Raw genomic sequence first — 19,009 nt, 5'->3', positions numbered from 1 at the left:
TGCCGATGTGCGCGGACGGACACCAGTCGCGGTCGACCGACTACTGCGATGTGTGCGGATCGGCGCTCGGCGCTCCGCCCGCGCCCGACCCGGCACCGCTGCGCCTGTGCCCCCACTGCCAGGCGCCGACCAGCGGGCGCTTCTGCGAAGGATGCGGCCACGATTCCGCCCTTCCGGCACCGACTGCGACCGCGCGACCGGGTGACCGACCGGAATCGGCTGTCCCGTCCAGCGGGTTCGACCCCACCATGATCGCTACCGGCGCGCCGCCGGACAGCGGTCGGTCCAGGATCTGGGTGGCGCGAATCTTCGCCGACCGCGAGTTCTACGCGCGTGTCCAAGCCCGCAAGGGACCCGATGCCGAACGTGTCGAATTCCCTGATTTCTATCCCGAACGCCGAATCACTTTGCGCGGCACCCAGTTCCTGATCGGAAAACGATCGGCGTCGCAGGGAATCGTGCCCGAGATCGACCTGGGCATCGCCCCCGCGGATATCGGTGTCTCCCGCGCGCATGCGATGATCCAGGTCGATCAGGGTGGCGCGCTCACCATCACCGACCTCGGTTCCACCAACGGGACCAGCCTGGACGGCGCCGAATCTCCGATCACCCCACAGCAGGCGATCGCACTGCGCGAAGGCAGCCGGATCCACGTCGGCGGCTGGACCACCATCGCGATCACCTCGGAACCGTAGACGCATCTGTTCACCAAACCGTAGGGTCGGGATCATGACGAAGTTCGACGGGAAGACCTGCCTGATCACCGGTGCCGCCAGCGGCCTCGGCCGCGCCACGGCATTCGCGGCCGCCGCCAAAGGGGCGTCTCTTGTCCTCACCGACATCACCGCCGACGCACTCGCCACTACCGCCGAGGAACTGCGCGCGGCCGGCGCGACGGTGCATCTCGCGCACCCGGCCGACGTCAGCGACCATTCCGCGGTCGTCGGACTGGCCGCCCACACCTTCGAGGCCGTGAGCCATGTCGACATCGTCATGAACGTGGCGGGCATCGCCACCTGGGGTACCGTCGACAAGCTCACGCACCAGCAGTGGCGCCGCACCGTCGACATCAACCTGATGGGCCCGATCCACGTGATCGAGGAGTTCGTGCGCCCGATGATCACCGCGGGTCGCGGCGGTCACCTGGTGAACGTGTCCTCGGCGGCGGGCATCTTCGGCCTCCCGTGGCACGCTCCCTACAGCGCCACCAAGTTCGGGCTGCGCGGGGTCTCCGAGGTGCTGCGTTTCGACCTGCGCCGCCACAAGATCGGCGTCAGCCTGGTCTGTCCCGGCGCGATGGCCACCCCGATGGCCGACACCATCGACATCGCCGGCGTCGACCGCGACAACGCGGCCCTGCAGAAGGCGATCGGCCTGTTCATGCGCCACGCCGTCACCCCCGACCAGGCCGCCACGGCCGTCGTCAAGGGTGTCGAGCGCAACCGCTACTGGGTCTACACCTCCCGCGACATCCAGTTCGCCCACTGGGGCCAGCGCTACTTCCCCTACGGCTACACCCTGGCCATGCGCGGCCTGAACAACGCGATGACCAACTACGCCGAGAAGAACGCCCTGGTCCGCTAAACGAGATCGCTGGGGTCGGTATTGGCCCCACACAGGATCACACACACCCGTTCGCCGGGTTCGGGTCGATAGGCCGGGCCCGACCCGGCGTCGAGCAGCGCCGCCATCGCGGTGGCCGCGCCGTTCTCGACGACGATGCGGTGCGCGTCCCACAGCTGCTTCCTGGCCGCGCGGATCGCCTCGTCGGGCACCAGCAGCGAACGCACGCTCGGGTGCTGGGCCGCGGCCAGGGCCATCGCGGACACGCTCGGCGCGCCGAGCGAGTCCGCGGCGATCGAGTCGACGGTGACATCCACCGGGCGACCGGCTTCGAGCGCGGCAGCGAGCGATCGACAACCCAGGGGTTCGACGGCCACCGTACGAATCCCGAAATGCTGTGCGGCGATCGCTGTTCCGGTGAACAATCCACCGCCACCGACGGCGACGAGCACCGTATCCAGATCGGGTATCCGCGCCACGATCTCGCGCATCAGCGTGCCCGCGCCCGCCGCGACGAGCGGATGGTCGTAGGCGTGCGCGGCCAGCGCCCCACTGGTCCGGGCGAACTCCCGGCATGCCGCCAGCGCCTGCTTGTACTCCGGACCGATCAGTCGAACCTCGGCGCCGTAGTCACGAAGTCGACCAATTTTGACCGGGGGAGCTGTCTCAGGCAGAAACACCGTCGCGGGCACCCCCGCCTCGCGCGCCGCCCACGCACACGCCATCCCGGCATTGCCGCCTGAGGCGATCGTCACACCAGCGTCCGGCAACGTTCCGGCAGCGGCGTGCGCACGCACGAAGTTCTGCGCACCGCGCGCCTTGAAAGTGCCGGTGAACTGCAAGAACTCCAGTGCGAACCAGAGCGGGTCCGGCCCTGGTCCAGCGGGTGCGACGGTGAGTGGGCGAACCAGTCCGTCGATGCGCGCCGCGGCGGCTTCGATGTCGGCGAAAGTCGGGGTCACGCTCACGACTATGCCACCGGATCGGCCGCGCCGAACGGGCTGTTGACCGGGTGAATTGTTACGACGGGTTTACGCCGGGACCAGTCTGGGTACATAACAAACCGGTAACAAGCTCGAAGGCGGGATGGCGTGTCGGTCTGGGGACGCGAAATTCCCCAGTGCATCGGCACACGCCCGGCGTGTCAGCAAAGGATGTGCACAATGAGCGAGCGAAGCGAGCGGGCGAACACAGCCGCCATCGCGGTCATGTCGGCGCCGAGCGTCAGCGAGGTGCTGGCATGAGCGCGAACCTGATGATCGTGGACGACGACGTCCAGATGCGCGGCGACCTGCGTCGCGCGATGGAGGACGAAGGGTATGCCGTAGCCGAGGCAGGCGTGCCCTCCGACGCCCTCGATCGGCTGCGAAACGACGGGCCACCCGATCTGATGATCGTCGACCTGATGCGCGGCGAAGCCGACGGCTTCGACTGCATCAGGGAGATCCGTCGCGACCATGACGTACCGATCATCGTGATCAGTACCCGTTACGACACCCACGACGTGGTCGCGGCCCTGGAGGCGGGGGCCGACGACTTCGTGAGCAAGCCGTTCGAAATCAAGGAGATCACCGCCAGGATGCGCGCGCTCCGCCGTCGCGCCCGCATCACCGCCGATCGCGACACGACCCCCGAAGCCGTGCTCGACGCCGATCCGCACGCTCCGCTGGTGCTGGCGGCCGATGCGGGCGCGGTGCGCCGCGGCACCGAGGAGATCCACCTCACAGTCACCGAATTCCGGTTGCTGTGTGAACTGGCGGAGACCCCCGGTCGGGTGCTGAGTCGATCCGTGCTGCTCGAAAGAGTGTGGGATCAAGGCTTTTTCGGTGACGAGCGGATCGTCGACGTCCACGTGCGACGCCTGCGCACCAAGATCGAACGCGACCCCTCCGACCCGCGCATCGTGGTTACCGTGCGCGGTCTCGGGTATCGCCTCGATGTGCAGTCGTAGTAAACGATTCGTCATACAACCGCAAAGAGCTCGACACAAAGACCGCAAAGTCAGCTGGGCACTTTATAAATATGACAACGTCCACCAAGCCCATCGAGCCGGCCGCTGGGGTGGCGGCCCCTGGTTCGGAATCGAGATTGCGTCATCCACGACTGGGCGACGGCGCCCAGCTGTGGCGGATCGCCCGTGATTCGCAGGTACTCGACGTCAATTCCAGCTATGCGTACCTGTTGTGGTGTCGCGATTTCAGTGCGACCTCCTTGGTCGCCGAGGTTGACGGTCAGCCCGTCGGATTCGTCATCGGATATGTGCGTCCGGAAGCGCCGGACACACTGTTCGTCTGGCAGATCGCCGTCGACGCGCAATGCCGAGGCCGCGGTTTGGCCGCCGCCATCCTGCACGGACTGCTCGATTCGGTAGCAGCGGCAGGAATCACCACCCTGGAAACCACGATCTCACCCGGAAACACCGCGTCACATGCGTTGTTCTCCGCGGTGGCCCGGGAACGAGGTGCCGATTTGCGCACCGAGGACCTGTTCGAAGAAAACGATTTCCCCGATTCACACGAGGCAGAGCTGCTGTATGTGATTTCACCGGCTCAGCGCCAGGAGGAACGACGATGATCACGACCACCGACACCAGCATTTTCGAGGCTATGGAATCGAACGTGCGCGGATACTGCCGTGACTGGCCGGCCATCTTCAGCACCGCCGAAGGCGCCTGGTTGCGCGACGAGCAAGGCCGCGAATACCTCGATTTCTTCGCGGGCGCCGGCGCGTTGAATTACGGACACAACAACCCGATTCTGAAGAAGGCGCTGCTGGAATACATCGGCAGCAATGGCATCACCCACGGTCTCGATATGTCGACCGTGGCCAAACGCGAACTGCTCGAGACCATCCGCGACAATCTGCTCACGCCGCGCGGCCTCGATTACAAGGTGCAGTTCCCTGGGCCGACCGGCGCGAACGCCGTCGAAGCCGCGCTCAAACTGGCTCGCAAGGTCACCGGGCGCAAGACCATCCTGAGCTTCACCAACGCCTTCCACGGCATGACCCTCGGCGCGCTGTCGGTCACCGGCAACGCCGCCAAGCGAGCCGGCGCCGGTGTGCCGCTCGAGCACTCCACCCCGATGCCCTACGACGGCTACTTCGACAACACCATCGAGGACTTCGGGTGGATGCAGCGCGTCCTCGACGACAGTTCCTCGGGTTTCGATCGCCCCGCCGCGGTGATCGTGGAGACCGTGCAGGGTGAGGGCGGTGTCAATCTGGCCCGTGCCGAGTGGCTGCGCCACCTGGCCGGACTGTGCGCCGCGCGCGACATCCTGCTCATCGTCGACGACGTGCAGATGGGTTGCGGACGCACCGGCCCGTTCTTCTCCTTCGAGATCGCGGGCATCACCCCCGACATCGTGACGCTGTCCAAATCGATCGGCGGCTACGGCCTGCCGATGGCGCTGGTGCTGCTCAAGCCCGAGCACGACCAGTGGTCCCCCGGTGAGCACAACGGCACCTTCCGCGGCAACAACCCCGCCTTCGTCACCGCCACCGCCGCCCTGCGCGAGTACTGGTCCGACGACAAGCTGGCCCTGCGCACCGCCGAGAACGGCGAATACCTGGCCCGCACGCTGAACGCGGTCGCGCAGCGGCACGAGGGAGTGTCCACCCGTGGCCGCGGCATGGTGCACGGCATCGTGTTCGACGACCCGTCGCAGGCGGGCAAGGTGTGCCGCACCGCGTTCGAACAGGGTCTGCTGGTGGAGACCTCGGGTTCGATGGACGAGGTCGTCAAACTGCTGCCGCCGTTGACCCTCGGCCGCGACGAACTCGATCAGGGCCTGTCGGTCCTGGTCTCCTCGATCGACACCGTCTGTGGTGGTGCCGCATGATCGTGCGCACCACAGCGGAGATCACCGGAACCGAACGCGATGTGGCAGGGCCCGGTTGGCGTAGCAAGCGCATCGTGCTCGGCGGCGACAAGGTCGGTTTCTCCTTCCACGAGACCACGATCGAGGCAGGCACGGTTCACACGTTCCACTACCAGAACCACGTGGAGGCGGTGTGGTTGGTCGAGGGCGAGGGCAGTTTGCGCGATTTCGACAACGAGACCGACTACGAGCTGGGCCCGGGCTCGATGTACCTGCTCAACGGTCACGAACGTCACCAGGTGACCGCCCGCACCCAGTTGCGGATGCTCTGTGTTTTCAATCCGCCGGTTACCGGCCGCGAGGTACACGATGAGAACGGGGTGTATCCGCTGATTATCGAGGAGGATGGCGCCAGTGTCTGATCAGCTCGACCGCTACCCGACTCGGTTGTCCGAGCCGGCCCCGCACATCGAGCGCACCGATCCGACGGTGTGGGGCCGGGTCACCTCGCCGGAGCTGACCGGATTCGAGGCGAACGGTTTCGCGACGATCCCCGATCTGCTCACCCCCGACGAGGTGGCCGCCTTCGGCGCCGAGGTCGGCCACCTCGCGTCCGACCCGGTGCTCTACGGCGACGAACGGGTGATCGTGGAACCCGTTGCGGGGCAGGTCCGTTCGGTGTTCCAGGTGCATCAGCTCAGCAAGCCGATCGCCGAGCTGGTCGCCGAATCGCGGATCGCCGGACTCGCCGAGCAGATCATCGGTTCGCCGGTGTACCTGCATCAGACCCGGGTGAACTACATGCCCGGTTTCGGCGGTAGCGGTTTCGGCTGGCATTCCGATTTCGAGACCTGGCACGCCGAGGACGGCATGCCCACCCCGCGTGCGGTGAGTCTGTCGATCGCGTTGACCGACAACTACCCGTTCAACGGCAGCCTGATGCTGATGCCCGGTTCACACCGCACCTTCGTGCCGTGCCTGGGCGAGACGCCGAGCGGTCACTATCGGGAGTCGTTGCGCGAGCAGCGAATCGGGGTCCCGACGACGGACGACGTGACGTTTCTGGCCGCCCGCTACGGCATCACCCAGTTCACCGGGCGGGCCGGTTCGGCACTGTTGTTCGACTCCAACATGATGCACGGATCGTCGAACAACATCACCCCGTTCCCACGCTCGAACATCTTCATCGTGTTCAACAGCGTGGAAAACGCCCTGGAGGAGCCCTTCGCGGCCCCTCAGCGCCGCCCGCAATACATCGCGGCCCGCGACTTCACGCCACTGCGTGAAGCCCGGCCCGAAGTTGTCGGCGCACTGGCGGACCAGGCGACCTAGGGCAGCCCGAACACACGGTCGCCGCTCGCGAACCATCGCGGGCGGCGGCTTTGTCGTGCCCGTGCCGCCTAGGGCAGTTCGGACAAGGCGGTGAGGGAGGCGGCGGCTCGTGGGTCGTCGTGGGCGGCGGTTTTCCACCATTGTTCGGCGGCGGCGCGTTCGCCCTGTTGCAAGAGGAGGGCGCCGAGGTCGTAGGCGGCGCCGGTGTGGCCTGCCTGGGCGGCCTGGGTCCACAGGGCGCGGGCCGAATCGTGTTCGCCGCGTTCGTGCATGGCGGTTCCGAGGTCGTGGAGAGCGGCACCGACGCCTTGGTCGGCGGATCGCCGGGGAGTCGGCGGGGCGGCAGGTCTGAAGGAGACGTCTGTCGGGGGATCGAGATGCGCGGGGTGGGGTGTCGGCTCCGTGGATATGACCGGGGGGCTCGGTTCGGTGGGGCCGCCGAGTGACGTCGGCTCGGGCGAATCGGCGGGTGTGTCGAGTGGAGCGAGTTCGGCCGGGCCCGTAGTGAGCTCGACGACCAGTTCGTTGAAATCGGGTGTGCCGGGCCCGGTGCTGCACCACAGCGTCGACGCTCCGTCGGGAAGCAGGTCGACGACCACGCCGTAATTGCCGGTCCAGGACTGGTTCGTGCCCGACTCCGCCACCCAGACGGGCGTGAGAGTGAACAGTGCGTCGGGTGCGTCCGCGGTCACCGAGATGTCGATGCCGTCGGCGAGTGCTTCGTACCAGATGTCGACGCCCGCCAGCGATCTCCCGTCGAGGTTCACGTGCCCGTCGTGCACGGAGAGCCCCAGGCCTAGGCCTGTCACGTCTTCGGGTGCCATCACCGACAGTGCGCGCAGATGCAGCGCCGTCGTCCCGGCGGGTAGCGCCTCGGCATACATCGGATAGACGGCCGCACCGCACCATTCGATCGGATCGGCGCCTTGATAGCGCTGGTCGAGCGGTACCGGTTCGCCAGGGCGTTGCGCGCCGGGGTCATTCATCGGTGGCACCCACTCTTTCCGCTGTCACACCCCCTCGCGGCGCCAGATGGTCCGCGGTTGCGCGCTACACCGTACTCGTGTCTACGTGCGGCCGTGGCGGATTTCGCGACAACATCGCCGGCGAAGACGAGACCGCCCCGGCGAGCGCGTCGACCGGGTCCGGAACTGTGTGTCCGGATGTCGGGCAACGGGATTCGCCGGGGCGTGTCCCGACTGATCGGGCGTGGCGTCACACCGTCAGACGGCGACCGATTCGCCGATCTCCTCCTCGACCGCGGCAGGCGCGATCGGTTTCGGCGCGTGCCGTGCCTCGTGGCGACCCGCCACCACGACCAGCACCAGACCGACCACCAACCAGGCGAACAACCCGAACAGGCGGGAACCGAACCCGGCACCACCGTCGAAGTAGAGCAGGTCGCGCAGACCTTCGACGAAGTCGGCGCCGTTCCAGAACGAGTGCAGCGCACCGAAGAAGCCGTTCTGGAGTTCGGGCCCGTAGACGCCGCCGGAGGTGGTGAAGTTCAGCATCACGAACAGGGTGATCAGGGCCAGGGTGGTCCAGCGCTTCAGGAACGTGTGCAGGCCGATGCCGATCAGGATGATGCCCGAGGCGTAGAGCCAGGCGATACCGAACACGCTCGCGATGCCGCTGTCGATCACGCCGAATACCGGACCTGCCACCAGAACACCGATGAGGCTGACCACCAGCGCGGTCACCACACCGACCGCCGCACGCACTCGCATGCGCAACATCGCCCCGGCGGCGCCGATCACGGCGACGCTGCCGTACGCGCCGACGCTCAACGCGACCAGCAGGAAGAAGAGGCCCTGACCCGGCGGATCACCGTCGGCCTTGGTCGTCACATCGGTGACCATCAGCGGCACACCCTGATGATCGGACACCGACCGGAAAGCCACCTCCGCGGCCATCGCGCTGGTATCCGAGCCGGCCGTGGCGACGAGCAGTTCCGGCTTGTCGGCGTCGGGCACGTAAGCGCCGATGAGTTCGCGGTGCTGTAGCGCGCTGACAGCCGCCTCGCGGTCGGTCACGGTGACCATGTCGAGTCCGGCGCCGCCCTTGTCCTTCATCGTCTGGGCCAGCACCATCGTCTGTGGGGAGTCGCCGACGACCGCGAGTGCCATATTGTTCGGCTCGGGCTGGTGGAACGCGCCGAGGTAGGCGAAGGCCATGCCGAGGCACATCAGCAGCGGCGTCAGCAGATGTCCGGCGAGGTGCCGGAACTGTGTGCGAGTCATCGCGAACAATCTCCAAACAGTTGGTAAATGCAACTAAGTATGGTTGTATGATACAACCATGAATGCGCGGATCACAAGAACCCAGGCTGTCGACACCATCCAGCGCGAGCTCACCGCCTTCGCCCGTCGGGCGCGCGGCCGCGCCGCCGAGCTGCATCCCGAGCTGAGCCTGGTCGCCTACAGCATTCTCGATCTGATCCTCGAACGCGACGGTTGCCTGGCTACCGATCTCGCCGAACAGTTCCTGCTCGACAAGTCGACTGTCAGCAGGCAGGTCGGCGCGCTGGAGAAGCTCGGCTACCTCGAACGGGCGGTCGACCCCGACAATCGGCGCAATCACGTCCTGCGCGCCACCCCTGAGGGCCGCATCGTCGCCCGAGAGGCCGAACGCCGACGTCGGGAGGCCTTCCAGGCGCGTTTCGCCGACTGGACGGACGCCGACGTCGCGGCCATGGCCGGTTACCTGACCCGCTACAACCGCGGCGACTGACCAGCGCGGTATTCCGCGCGTTCGGTCCGTCGGCGGGCATCCGCCTGGCTATTGCGCGCATCACCGCGGCCGACGGGCGGTGCCCCGGTAGTGCACGCGAGTCGGTATAGTCGCCGCGGATGAGTAGTGACACCACCCACCCCGTGCAAGAGCGTTCACCACGCCCGATCAATCGAGCATGGTGGCTGGTGCCGGTGCTGCTCACCATTGTCTCGGTCGTCTGCGTCAGGACGCCGATCTGGCCCTTCGAACGCTATTCCGACGGGTTCATCGATCTCCAGGTCTACCGTCTCGGTATCGAGGCGATGCGCGACGGCGCCGACATGTACGGCCAGCTGCCCAAAACCACGATCGGCATCGGCCTGCCCTTCATCTACCCGCCGTTCGCGGCGATCGCGCTCGCGCCGTTCGCGCTGCTGCCGTGGGGTACGGCGAAGATCCTCTACGTCGTGGTGTCGATCGCCGCCGTCGCCTGGACCCTGTACCTGGTCGCCCGGCGCTACCACCCCGACCGCAAGCAGGCCGCCCTGCTCGTCACCGCCTGCGCGCTGCCGCTCGCGCTGCTGCTGGAACCGGTCCGCTCGACCATCGACTTCGGTCAGGTCAACCTGTTGCTGATGGTGCTGGTCGCCACCGACTGCCTGCTCCCGAAGACCCGCTACCCCCGCGGCATGCTGATCGGCCTCGCCGCGGCCATCAAACTCACGCCCGCGGCCTTCGTGCTCTACTTCCTGGTCCGCAAGGACTACAAGGCCGCCGCGACCGCCGCGGCCACCGGCGCGATCGCCACCATCGCCTCGTTCGCGTTCCTGCCCACCGAATCCACCCGCTACTGGTTCGGTGGCCTCGGCAACGTCTCGGGTCTGAGCGGCTCGGCCTTCCATACCAATCAGTCGATCCAGGCCGTCATGGCTCGCCTGCACATCACCGGCCTCCCCTTCGATGTCCTGTGGCTGGTGCTGGGCGCGCTGCTGCTCGTCCTCGTCGTGGCCGCGATGCGCAAGGCCGCCGACGCCCCGGCGATCGCGCTGTCCCTCAACGCGGTCTTCACGCTGCTGCTGTCGCCGATCTCGTGGTCGCACCACTGGGTCTGGATCGCGCCCGCGTTGCTCGCGATGGTCTGCCACGCCCGCACGCTGCCCGTCGCCAGTGCCCGCGGTTGGTACGCCACGACGGTCGCGGTCGCCGCGGTCTTCGTGATCGCGCCGCACAGTTTCCTGCCCGACGGCGAACACCGTGAGACCTCGTGGACCTGGGATCAACACATCATCGGCGACACGTACGTGTGGTTGGCCGTCGCCCTCGTGGTCTTGTTCCTCGTCACCGGACGTCGGCCCGCGCAGCCGGTGGCCGAGCCCGCGGCGGTCGAGGAACACGTACGCGTGGCCTGACTATCAGGTGAGACCGGCGGCCTTGTCTCGCGTCGGGTGGTAACCGAGGGCTACCGGGAGCGGACAGACGGTGACGTCGGGATGGGCGATGTCGGCCAGTTCGCGCAGGTTCGAGTCGAGTCCGGACTGGATGGCGCGACGAAGCACGACCACATCGGCGTCCCGCAATGCCTGGCCGTGCAGGCTGGTTCGAAGCGTCGCGCGGGAAACGTCGCGCAGCTGCTCGACTTCCACGGTGAACGCGACAGCGACTCCGGTGACCCCGCCGCACGTCATCGTCCAACCGAGGGTCGGGCGGTATTCGGTGACGACCAGATGCACGTCGTGGATCATGTGGAACATCTGAACCTGTGCGGCGAGTTCGCGACCTGCGCCGACTCGATCCGTGGCAGGCCCGGTCCAGGCGTGGAGTTCGGACATCCACGAGGCGATGTGCTCCGGCTGGGACAGGAGGTCCCACAGCTCTTCCGGCCGAACAGCCAGCGAGACCGAGCCACTGACGCGCACCTGGTCCAAGCCGTGTGAGGGTGTGGTGTCGGACGTGATCAGTACCTCGCCCTGACGCCTGCGACTACTCCGCTGGGCCATGATCCCCCACTTCATCAAGACGCCGCGTGCGATGCTCGCACGTCGGCGCCGAGGAGAAAAAGCCGAGCGGTAGGTAGGCAGACAGGGTGGTGCAGGTGCAGCGCTGCACCGCCGGTTTCCCGGCTACCACTCCTGAAAGGTTCCCCTTGTCCCGGTCGGCGTGCAAGAGACGCTAGCCGACCGGGACGGAATGTCCACCCGGACAGCGGATCTCGCATGCAACACCATAACGGCACCACTTCCTTCGTGGTGAGTCACCATGCCGATGTGATCCACGCGGGGCGAAGCTGTGAATACGACGCTCAGATGCCGACCGGTCGCCTCAGACAGTGACGGAGGCTTCGCGTCGGAGTTCCAGTGCGATGTCGATGAGTTGGTCTTCCTGGCCGCCGACGAGTTTGCGTTTGCCCGCGCGGACGAGCATTTCCGCGGCGGAGACGCCGTACCGTTCGGCTTGGCGTTCGGCGTGCTTGAGGAAGCTGGAGTAGACGCCCGCGTAGCCCATCATCAGTGATTGCCGGTCGAGCAGGCATTCCTGGGGCATGGCGGGGCGGACGACGTCTTCGGCGGCGTCGGCGATGGCGAAGAAGTCGACGCCGGTGGTGATGGCGAGTTTGTCGGCGACGCCGACGAAGGCTTCGACGGGGGTGTTGCCCGCGCCGGCGCCGAAGCGGCGGGTGGAGCCGTCGATCTGGGTGGCTCCGGCGCGCACGGCGTAGACGGAGTTGGCCACGGCCAGGCCGAGGTTCTCGTGGCCGTGGAAGCCGACTTGGGCGTCGGTGCCGAGTTCGGTGACGAGGGCGGTGACGCGGTCGGAGACTTGTTCGAGGACCAGGGCGCCGGCGGAGTCGACGATGTAGACGCATTGGCAGCCTGCGTCGGCCATGATGCGAGCCTGCTCGGCGAGGGCTTCGGGGGGTTGGGTGTGCGACATCATGAGGAAGCCGACGGTTTCCAGGCCGAGGTCGCGGGCGTAGCCGAAGTGTTGGATGGAGACGTCGGCTTCGGTGCAGTGGGTGGCGATGCGGCAGATGGAGGCGCCGTTGTCCTGGGAGATCTTGATGTCTTCCTTGACGCCGACGCCGGGCAGCATGAGGAACGCGATCTTGGCGTTCTTCGCCGTCTCCGCGGCGATGGTGATGAGTTCTTGTTCGGGGGTTTTGGAGAACCCGTAGTTGAACGAGGAACCACCGAGGCCGTCACCGTGGGTGACTTCGATGACGGGGACACCGGCACCGTCGAGGGCGGCGACGATGTCGCGGACTTCGGTGGTGGTGAATTGGTGGCGTTTGTGGTGGGAGCCGTCACGCAGGGAGGTGTCGGTGATCCGGATGTCGAGATCAGCAGAGAATGTCATGGTCGAGTCTCCTTACGCCCGGCTCGGCTGCGGCGAGCGCAGGGCCGCGGGGGTGATGGTGTCGAGGGCTGATGAATCGGTCATGATCACACCCGAGTCGACAGGATCTGTTCGGCCATGACCTCGCCGACACGGGTTGCCGCGGCGGTCATGATGTCGAGGTTGCCCGCGTAGGGCGGCAAGAAGTCGCCTGCGCCTTCGACTTCGACGAACACCGAGACCTTCGCCAGCCCACCGGAGACCACGGAGGGTTCGTCGAATTGCGGCTCGTTGAGCAGCCGATAGCCGGGCACGTACTGCTGGATGTCGGCGACCATCTGGTGGATCGACGCAGCGATCGCATCCTGGTCGGCGTCGTCGGGGATGGCGCAGAAGATGGTGTCGCGCATGATCATCGGCGGTTCGGCCGGATTCAAGATGATGATCGCCTTGCCCCGCTGCGCACCGCCGATGGTCTCGACACCACGGCTGGTGGTCTTGGTGAACTCGTCGATGTTCGCCCTGGTGCCGGGTCCGGCCGAATTGGACGAGACCGAGGCGACGATCTCGGCGTAGGGGACCGGCACGACACGCGAGACTGCGGCGACGATCGGGATGGTGGCCTGGCCACCGCAGGTGATCATGTTGACGTTCGGCGCGTCCAGCAGCGAGGCCAGATTCACCGGCGGCACCACGGCCGGGCCGACGGCGGCGGGGGTGAGGTCGACGGCGCGGATGCCGAGTTCGGCGTACCGGGGCGCGGCGGCGCGGTGGACGTAGGCCGAGGTGGCCTCGAAGACCATGTCGGGCCTCTCGTCCTGGGCGAGCAGCCAGTCCACACCCTCGGCGGAGGTTTCCAGGCCGAGGCCGCGAGCGCGTTCGAGACCTTCGCTGTCGGGGTCGATGCCGATCATCCAGCGCGGCTCGATGGACTCCGAGCGCAGCAGCTTGTAGAGCAGATCGGTGCTGATGTTGCCGGATCCTACGATCGCGGCGGTGACGGAACCGTGGGACACGGTTGGCCTCCTCGTGGAATAGCGGCCGGGCAGGCCGGCGGGGTGGGGTCGGCTCAGGTGAACGACAGGCGGACCGAGCCGAGTCCGGTGAAGTCGGCGAGGAAGGCGTCGCCGGGTCGGGCGTCGATCGCGCGGGTACAGGAGCCGGGCAACACGATGTCACCGGCTGTGAGCCGCACCCCGAAGGTCGCGACCTTGCGGGCCAGCCAGGCCACCGCGATCGTCGGATCGCCGAGGACCGCGTCGCTGCGGCCTTCGGCGACGACCTCACCGTTGCGGGTGAGCACGGCGTCGATCGCGGTGATGTCGATATCGCCCGGGGCGACGCGTTGCTTGCCGAGCACGAACCCGGCCGAGGACGCGTTGTCGGAAATCGTGTCGGCCAGCCCGATCTTCCACTCGGTGATCCGCGAGTCGATCAGCTCGATCGACGGGGCGTAGGCGACGGTCGCGGCGAGGACATCGGCTTCGGTGCAGTCCTCGCCGGGCAGATCGGCGCCGAGGACGAACCCGACCTCGACCTCCACCCGGGGCAGCAGGAACTTCGAGGTGTCGACGGGGACGTCCTCGTAGACCTCCATGTCGGCGAGCAGGTGACCGTAGTCGGGCTCGTCGACGCCCATCATCTGTTGCATCGCCTTCGACGACAGCCCCACCTTGTGCCCGACGATCTTCCCGCCGTCGCTAAGCCTGCGCCGGATATTGAGCAGCTGGACCTCGTAGGCGTCCACCACGTCGATGCCCGGATATCGGTCGACGATGGGGGACACGGCCACCCGGTCCAGCTCCGCCCGCGCCAGCTCGGCGGCGAGCTCGGCGCGCATGCCGGTTGTCAGCATCCTGGCTCCCTCTTCTCTTCTGGTGATACCACCCCATGCTCGTGGCCGAGACCGCGCACCGGAGCGGGCTCTCCCGCTGGATGGACAGGAAATTGCGAGGCCATACCCGGGATCGCCGCGCACGCGGCCACCAGCACGACGGTCATCGCCGCGATCGTCGCGAACACCAGATGTGTTGCTGCCGAGAGTGATTGCGGCGACGGCGCACCCACGTCACCGAGGTGCGCGTTGACGATCGCGCCGAACGCGGCGACCCCCACCGCACTGCCCAGTGACCGCGCGAACAGCGTGGCCGAGGTGACGACGCCGCGTTCGGTCCACCGCGCGCTCGTCTGCGCCGCGATGAGCGTGGGCGTGGCCACCAACCCCATGCCCGCGCCGACCACGAAACACGAGGCGCCGACCTGCCATAGCGTCGAGTTCTCGTCCAGGAGCAGTGTCGTCGCCGCGCCGATCGCCGCCACCGTGCTGCCGAGCACGGCACAGGTACGAAACCCGAAGCGCAGGTACACCTTTCCCGCACGGGCCGCCGCCAACGGCCAGCCGAGGGTGAGTGCGCCGGTGACGAGCCCCGCGACCAGAGCGCTCGTGCCGAGCACGCCCTGGTTGAACATCGGCACATAGGTCGTGAACCCGAACAGCAGGGCCCCGCCGAGCATGGCCGCGACACAGCTCGCGACCACCACCCGCCGGGTGAATACCCACAGCGGCAGAATCGGCTGCGCGGCACGCGCTTCCACGACCACGAACAGCGCGAGCGACAGTGCGGCGCAACCGAATACCGCGAAGCCCACCGGCGACCCCCACGCCCAGGCGTGCCCGCCCTCGAGCAGTCCGAGCACCAGCGCCCCCGCCCCGAGCGTCAACAGCACCCCCCCCGCGTAGTCGATGCCGCGGCGCTGCCGGGGCACGGACTCGTGGAAGTTGCGGACCAGCATCCACGCGGCGAGCGCGGCCAGCGGCAGGTTGACCAAAAAGATCCACCGCCAGCCGAGGTAGTCGGCGCAGATGCCGCCGAGCAGCGGCCCCGTCACCGACGCCACCGCCCACACCCCGGCCAGATAGCCCTGGACCGTGGCACGTTCGGCCAGCGTGTACAGGTCACCGGCGATGACCATGGTCGTCGGCTGGATGGCGCCGGCGCCGATGCCCTGCACGGCCCGGAACACGATCAGGGCGAGCATGCTGCTCGCCGACCCACACAGCAGCGAGCCGAGCGCGAACACCGCGATGCCGAACAGCATCACCGGCTTGCGACCGAACGTGTCGGCGAGCGCGCCGTAGATCGGCACCGTGACCGCCTGTGCGAGCAGGTAGATCGTGAACAGCCACGGGAACAGCGTGAAATCGCCGAGACTGTCGGTGATCGACAGCACCGCGGTCGCCAGGATCGTCGAATCGAGCGCGACGAGTCCGGTGGCGAGCATCAGTGCGGCCAGCACCGGCCCACGGTCCGAGCCGAATCCGACCTCGGATCGCGCGGTATCGGTTGCCACAGCACACCTTTCGCTTCAGAAGCGGATACGGACCCGGTCGGTGCGCGGACGGGCCTGGCAGGCCAGGGCGTAGCCGGCGTCGATGTCCTCCTGATCGAGGATCGCCGCGTCGGTCATGGTGACCTCGCCGTCGACGACGGTGCACGCGCACGAACCGCATTCGCCCTCACGACAGGAATAGGGGACGTCGAGTCCGTCGGCGAGCATCACGTCGACGAGGGTGCGCGAGCGCGGCCAGCTCAGCGCGTGCACCGTCCCGTCGAGCTCCACCTCCACGCGTGCGGCGTCCTCGGCGTCGACCGGGTCGAGGGGTGCGGGCTCGGCGAAGGGATCACCGGACAGCGAGACGAAGACCTCGGTGGTGATGCGCTCGCGCGGCCACCCGGCGCCGGACAGCGCCTCGGTCACCGCCGACATGAACGGACCTGGCCCGCACACGAACGACGCGAAAGACGGATACGGCGCGGCGAACTCGGCCAGCTGCGCCGTGGTGGGCAGGCCCTGGAGGGATTCGAGCCAGTGCGCCACGGTGATTCGGCCCGGATACCGCGCGACGAGGTCGCGCAGGGCCTCGGCGAAGATGACCGATTCCTGCTCGCGATTGGCGTAGAACAGCACCACCCGGCCCGCGCCGCGCGCCAGGGCCGACCGCAGAATCGACATCACCGGCGTGATGCCGCTGCCCGCCGCCCACAACAGCAGATCGGTGTCGAGGGAGGCCGGGGTGAAGCTGCCCTGCGGTGGCAGCACGTCGAGGGTGTCACCGACAGAGATGTTGTCGCACAGCCAGTTCGAGCCGTAGCCGTCGGGTGTGCGCTTGACCGTGACCTGCAGGGGATCGCCCGTGAACGGTGAGCTCGCCAGCGAATAACAGCGCGCCACGGCTTCGCTCCGCTCGCTCGGAATACGCAGCGTGAGGAACTGACCCGGCCGGTAGGCGAAGCGGTCGGCGAGCGCATCGGGCACATCGAACACCAGCGAGCGGGCGTCCTCGGTCTCCTCGATCACCGCCGACACCCGCAGCGTCACCACCCGCGAGCCGCGCGGCACGTCGACAGTCGCCCTCGTCACTGGTGTCCTCCTCGATCACAGAACCGGCGTTGCGGAGCCACCGTCGCAGGCCCGACGAAAGTGCGGAGCCCCTGGTTCCCGGTAGCCGGGAGATCGCCGCGCACAGCCCGCTGACCGGGAAGACCAGGGCGGACCCGGCGGCCGACGACCCTAGCGTCGGGCTCGTGGACACCAGATATTCCGGGGGCGCCCGATGAACCGCATGCAGAACACCGTCGCGCTGGTGACCGGCGCGGCCGGGGGAATGGGCCGCGCCCATTGCCGTCGGCTGGCCGAGGAAGGCGCCGACATCATCGCCCTCGACATCGAGGCCGCCGCGGCCGAATTGGCCCAGACGGCACGGGAAGTCGAGTCGGTGGGCCGCCTGTGCGTCACCGGTGTCGCCGACGTGCGCGATCAGGCGCAACTCGATGTGGCGGTCGCCGACGGCGTCGCCGCACTGGGCCGCCTGGACGTGATCGTGGCCAACGCCGGCATCTACGGCGACCTCGGCCTATCCTGGGAACTGTCGGACCAGGCCTGGCAACGCACCATCGACATCAATCTCACCGGTATGTGGCACACCGTGCGGGCGGCCGTTCCGGCGCTGAGCGACGGCGGCTCGGTCGTGATCGTGAGCTCCACCAACGGCATCGTCGGCGCGGCCGGGGCCGCGCACTACTCGGCGAGCAAGCACGCCGTGGTCGGCCTCGCCCGCACACTGGCCAATGAACTCGGCCCGCGCGGGATCCGGGTGAACACGGTGCACCCCGGCTCGGTCGCGACGCCGATGATCCTCAATGCCGCCGTGTACGCCAAACTGCGCCCCGACCTGCCGAATCCGACCCGCGAGGACGCGGCGGAGGCGCTCGCCCGCCGCACGATTCTGCCCGTTCCGTGGGTGGACCCGGTCGACATCAGCAATGCCGTGCTCTTCCTCGCATCCGCCGAGTCCCGTTACGTGACGGGAATCCAACTCGTGGTCGATGCCGGACTTACTCAGAAGGTGTGACATGGGACGGGTTTCGGGCAAGATCGCGCTGATCACCGGCGCCGCGCGCGGCATCGGCCGTGCACAGGCGATCCGGCTGGCCGAGGAAGGCGCCGACATCGTCGCCGTCGACATCTGCGGACCGGTCGAGACCGTGGTGTCGCCGGGAGCGACCCACGACGACCTCGCCGAGACCGTGCGCGCGGTCGAGGCGACCGGCGCGCGGATCGTCGCCGCGACCGTCGACGTCCGCGACGGCGCGGCGCTACGGGCCGTGGTCGACGCCGCGGTCGAGCAGTTGGGCGGCCTCGACATCGTCTGCGCCACCGCCGGAATCAGTTCCAGCGGCGGGGCACTGGAACTGACCGAACAGCAGTGGCAGACGATGATCGACGTCAACCTGACCGGTGTGTGGCAGACGTGCAAGGCCGCCACCCCGCACCTGATCGCGCGCGGCGGCGGCGCGATGATCCTGACCAGCTCGATCGCCGGACTACGCGGGCTGGTCGGCGTCGCGCACTACACCGCCGCAAAGCACGGGGTGGTGGGACTGATGCGCTCGCTCGCGAAAGAACTCGCTCCACACCATGTCCGGGTGAACTCGGTGCACCCGACCAATGTCGACACCCCGATGATCCAGAACGACATGGTGCGCAAGGTGTTCCGGCCCGACCGGGACAACCCCACCCGCGAGGAATTCGCCGAGGCCGCCGTGACGATGAACATGCTGCCCATCCCGTGGGTCGACCCGGTCGACATCGCCAATGCCGCACTGTTTCTGGCCTCGGACGAGGGCCGCTACATCACCGCGGTGGCGTTGCCCATCGACGCGGGCAGTACTCAGCGTTAGTGC

The 19,009-nt window shown here is 67.7% G+C and carries 20 protein-coding genes; 11 read left to right on the top strand and 9 right to left on the bottom strand.

Annotated elements, in window-relative coordinates; translation table 11 throughout:
- The first annotated feature begins 5 nt into the window (after positions 1-5).
- Together QX204_RS18000 and QX204_RS17995 are read left to right on the top strand one after the other, a co-directional pair.
- A complete protein-coding gene (locus tag QX204_RS18000) occupies positions 6-695 on the top strand; it encodes a double zinc ribbon and FHA domain-containing protein (RefSeq protein ID WP_301900895.1) in 690 nt (229 codons plus the stop codon).
- A gap of 34 nt (positions 696-729) precedes the next feature.
- Positions 730-1,584, top strand: a complete 855-nt coding sequence (locus tag QX204_RS17995) for an SDR family oxidoreductase (protein ID WP_301900894.1) — start codon at positions 730-732, stop codon at positions 1,582-1,584.
- Here QX204_RS17995 and QX204_RS17990 read toward each other — a convergent pair.
- Entirely contained in the window at positions 1,581-2,525 is a 945-nt protein-coding gene (locus tag QX204_RS17990) for a threonine/serine dehydratase (RefSeq protein ID WP_301900893.1), read from the bottom strand. The genes QX204_RS17995 and QX204_RS17990 overlap by 4 nt on opposite strands.
- A 278-nt stretch (positions 2,526-2,803) precedes the next feature.
- On the opposite strand from QX204_RS17990, the gene QX204_RS17985 reads away from it, so the two are divergent.
- The 5 genes from QX204_RS17985 to thpD all read left to right on the top strand — a co-directional run bounded on the left by QX204_RS17985 (position 2,804) and on the right by thpD (position 6,716).
- Positions 2,804-3,514, top strand: coding sequence for a response regulator transcription factor (locus tag QX204_RS17985; protein ID WP_056809688.1), 711 nt, complete (start codon positions 2,804-2,806; stop codon positions 3,512-3,514).
- 71 nt (positions 3,515-3,585) lie between these two features.
- Positions 3,586-4,137, top strand: coding sequence for a diaminobutyrate acetyltransferase (gene ectA / locus QX204_RS17980; protein WP_301900892.1), 552 nt, complete (start codon positions 3,586-3,588; stop codon positions 4,135-4,137).
- Positions 4,134-5,405 carry a diaminobutyrate--2-oxoglutarate transaminase gene (gene ectB / locus QX204_RS17975; RefSeq protein WP_301900891.1) on the top strand — a complete coding sequence of 424 codons (1,272 nt, stop codon included), beginning with the start codon at positions 4,134-4,136 and terminating at the stop codon, positions 5,403-5,405. Before ectA ends, ectB begins: the two co-directional genes overlap by 4 nt.
- A complete protein-coding gene (locus tag QX204_RS17970; protein ID WP_301900890.1) occupies positions 5,402-5,806 on the top strand; it encodes an ectoine synthase in 405 nt (134 codons plus the stop codon). The genes ectB and QX204_RS17970 overlap by 4 nt, the downstream gene beginning before the upstream one ends.
- Positions 5,790-6,716 (top strand): ectoine hydroxylase, encoded by a 927-nt coding sequence (thpD, locus tag QX204_RS17965; protein ID WP_301900889.1) that lies wholly within the window; start codon positions 5,790-5,792, stop codon positions 6,714-6,716. Before QX204_RS17970 ends, thpD begins: the two co-directional genes overlap by 17 nt.
- Before the next feature lie 68 nt (positions 6,717-6,784).
- On the opposite strand, the gene QX204_RS17960 is transcribed toward thpD, so the two are convergent.
- Positions 6,785-7,702, bottom strand: coding sequence for an SEL1-like repeat protein (locus QX204_RS17960; protein WP_301900888.1), 918 nt, complete (start codon positions 7,700-7,702; stop codon positions 6,785-6,787).
- Between the two features lie 237 nt (positions 7,703-7,939).
- Positions 7,940-8,959: an ABC-2 transporter permease gene (locus tag QX204_RS17955; RefSeq protein WP_301900887.1), complete on the bottom strand. Its 1,020-nt coding sequence runs from the start codon at positions 8,957-8,959 to the stop codon at positions 7,940-7,942.
- Between the two features lie 58 nt (positions 8,960-9,017).
- On the opposite strand from QX204_RS17955, the gene QX204_RS17950 reads away from it, so the two are divergent.
- Together QX204_RS17950 and QX204_RS17945 are read left to right on the top strand one after the other, a co-directional pair.
- A complete protein-coding gene (locus tag QX204_RS17950) occupies positions 9,018-9,449 on the top strand; it encodes a MarR family winged helix-turn-helix transcriptional regulator (protein ID WP_301900886.1) in 432 nt (143 codons plus the stop codon).
- Between the two features lie 119 nt (positions 9,450-9,568).
- Positions 9,569-10,840 (top strand): glycosyltransferase 87 family protein, encoded by a 1,272-nt coding sequence (locus tag QX204_RS17945; protein ID WP_301900885.1) that lies wholly within the window; start codon positions 9,569-9,571, stop codon positions 10,838-10,840.
- 3 nt (positions 10,841-10,843) lie between these two features.
- Here the strand turns inward: QX204_RS17945 and QX204_RS17940 are convergent, their stop codons facing one another.
- The 6 genes from QX204_RS17940 to QX204_RS17915 form a co-directional block, all read right to left on the bottom strand.
- Complete coding sequence (locus tag QX204_RS17940; RefSeq protein ID WP_301900884.1) at positions 10,844-11,428, bottom strand: SRPBCC family protein; 585 nt, start codon at positions 11,426-11,428, stop codon at positions 10,844-10,846.
- 322 nt (positions 11,429-11,750) lie between these two features.
- A complete protein-coding gene (gene dmpG, locus QX204_RS17935) occupies positions 11,751-12,785 on the bottom strand; it encodes a 4-hydroxy-2-oxovalerate aldolase (RefSeq protein ID WP_301900883.1) in 1,035 nt (344 codons plus the stop codon).
- 86 nt (positions 12,786-12,871) lie between these two features.
- Positions 12,872-13,780: an acetaldehyde dehydrogenase (acetylating) gene (locus tag QX204_RS17930; protein ID WP_301900882.1), complete on the bottom strand. Its 909-nt coding sequence runs from the start codon at positions 13,778-13,780 to the stop codon at positions 12,872-12,874.
- A gap of 53 nt (positions 13,781-13,833) precedes the next feature.
- Positions 13,834-14,619 (bottom strand): 2-keto-4-pentenoate hydratase, encoded by a 786-nt coding sequence (locus QX204_RS17925; RefSeq protein WP_301900881.1) that lies wholly within the window; start codon positions 14,617-14,619, stop codon positions 13,834-13,836.
- Positions 14,613-16,115 (bottom strand): MDR family MFS transporter, encoded by a 1,503-nt coding sequence (locus tag QX204_RS17920; protein ID WP_301900880.1) that lies wholly within the window; start codon positions 16,113-16,115, stop codon positions 14,613-14,615. Before QX204_RS17920 ends, QX204_RS17925 begins: the two co-directional genes overlap by 7 nt.
- A 15-nt stretch (positions 16,116-16,130) precedes the next feature.
- Entirely contained in the window at positions 16,131-17,186 is a 1,056-nt protein-coding gene (locus tag QX204_RS17915; RefSeq protein WP_301900879.1) for a ferredoxin--NADP reductase, read from the bottom strand.
- Positions 17,187-17,379: 193 nt separating this feature from the next.
- Between QX204_RS17915 and QX204_RS17910 the strand changes: the two genes are divergently transcribed.
- Both QX204_RS17910 and QX204_RS17905 read left to right on the top strand, forming a co-directional pair.
- Positions 17,380-18,177, top strand: a complete 798-nt coding sequence (locus tag QX204_RS17910; protein WP_301900878.1) for a mycofactocin-coupled SDR family oxidoreductase — start codon at positions 17,380-17,382, stop codon at positions 18,175-18,177.
- Position 18,178: 1 nt separating this feature from the next.
- A complete protein-coding gene (locus QX204_RS17905; RefSeq protein ID WP_301900877.1) occupies positions 18,179-19,006 on the top strand; it encodes a mycofactocin-coupled SDR family oxidoreductase in 828 nt (275 codons plus the stop codon).
- The last annotated feature ends 3 nt before the right edge of the window (positions 19,007-19,009 follow it).

Source organism: Nocardia sp. PE-7, assembly GCF_030486425.1.
Classification (GTDB): Bacteria; Actinomycetota; Actinomycetes; order Mycobacteriales; family Mycobacteriaceae; genus Nocardia; species Nocardia salmonicida_A.
This window is presented reverse-complemented; position numbering and strand designations above follow the sequence as displayed.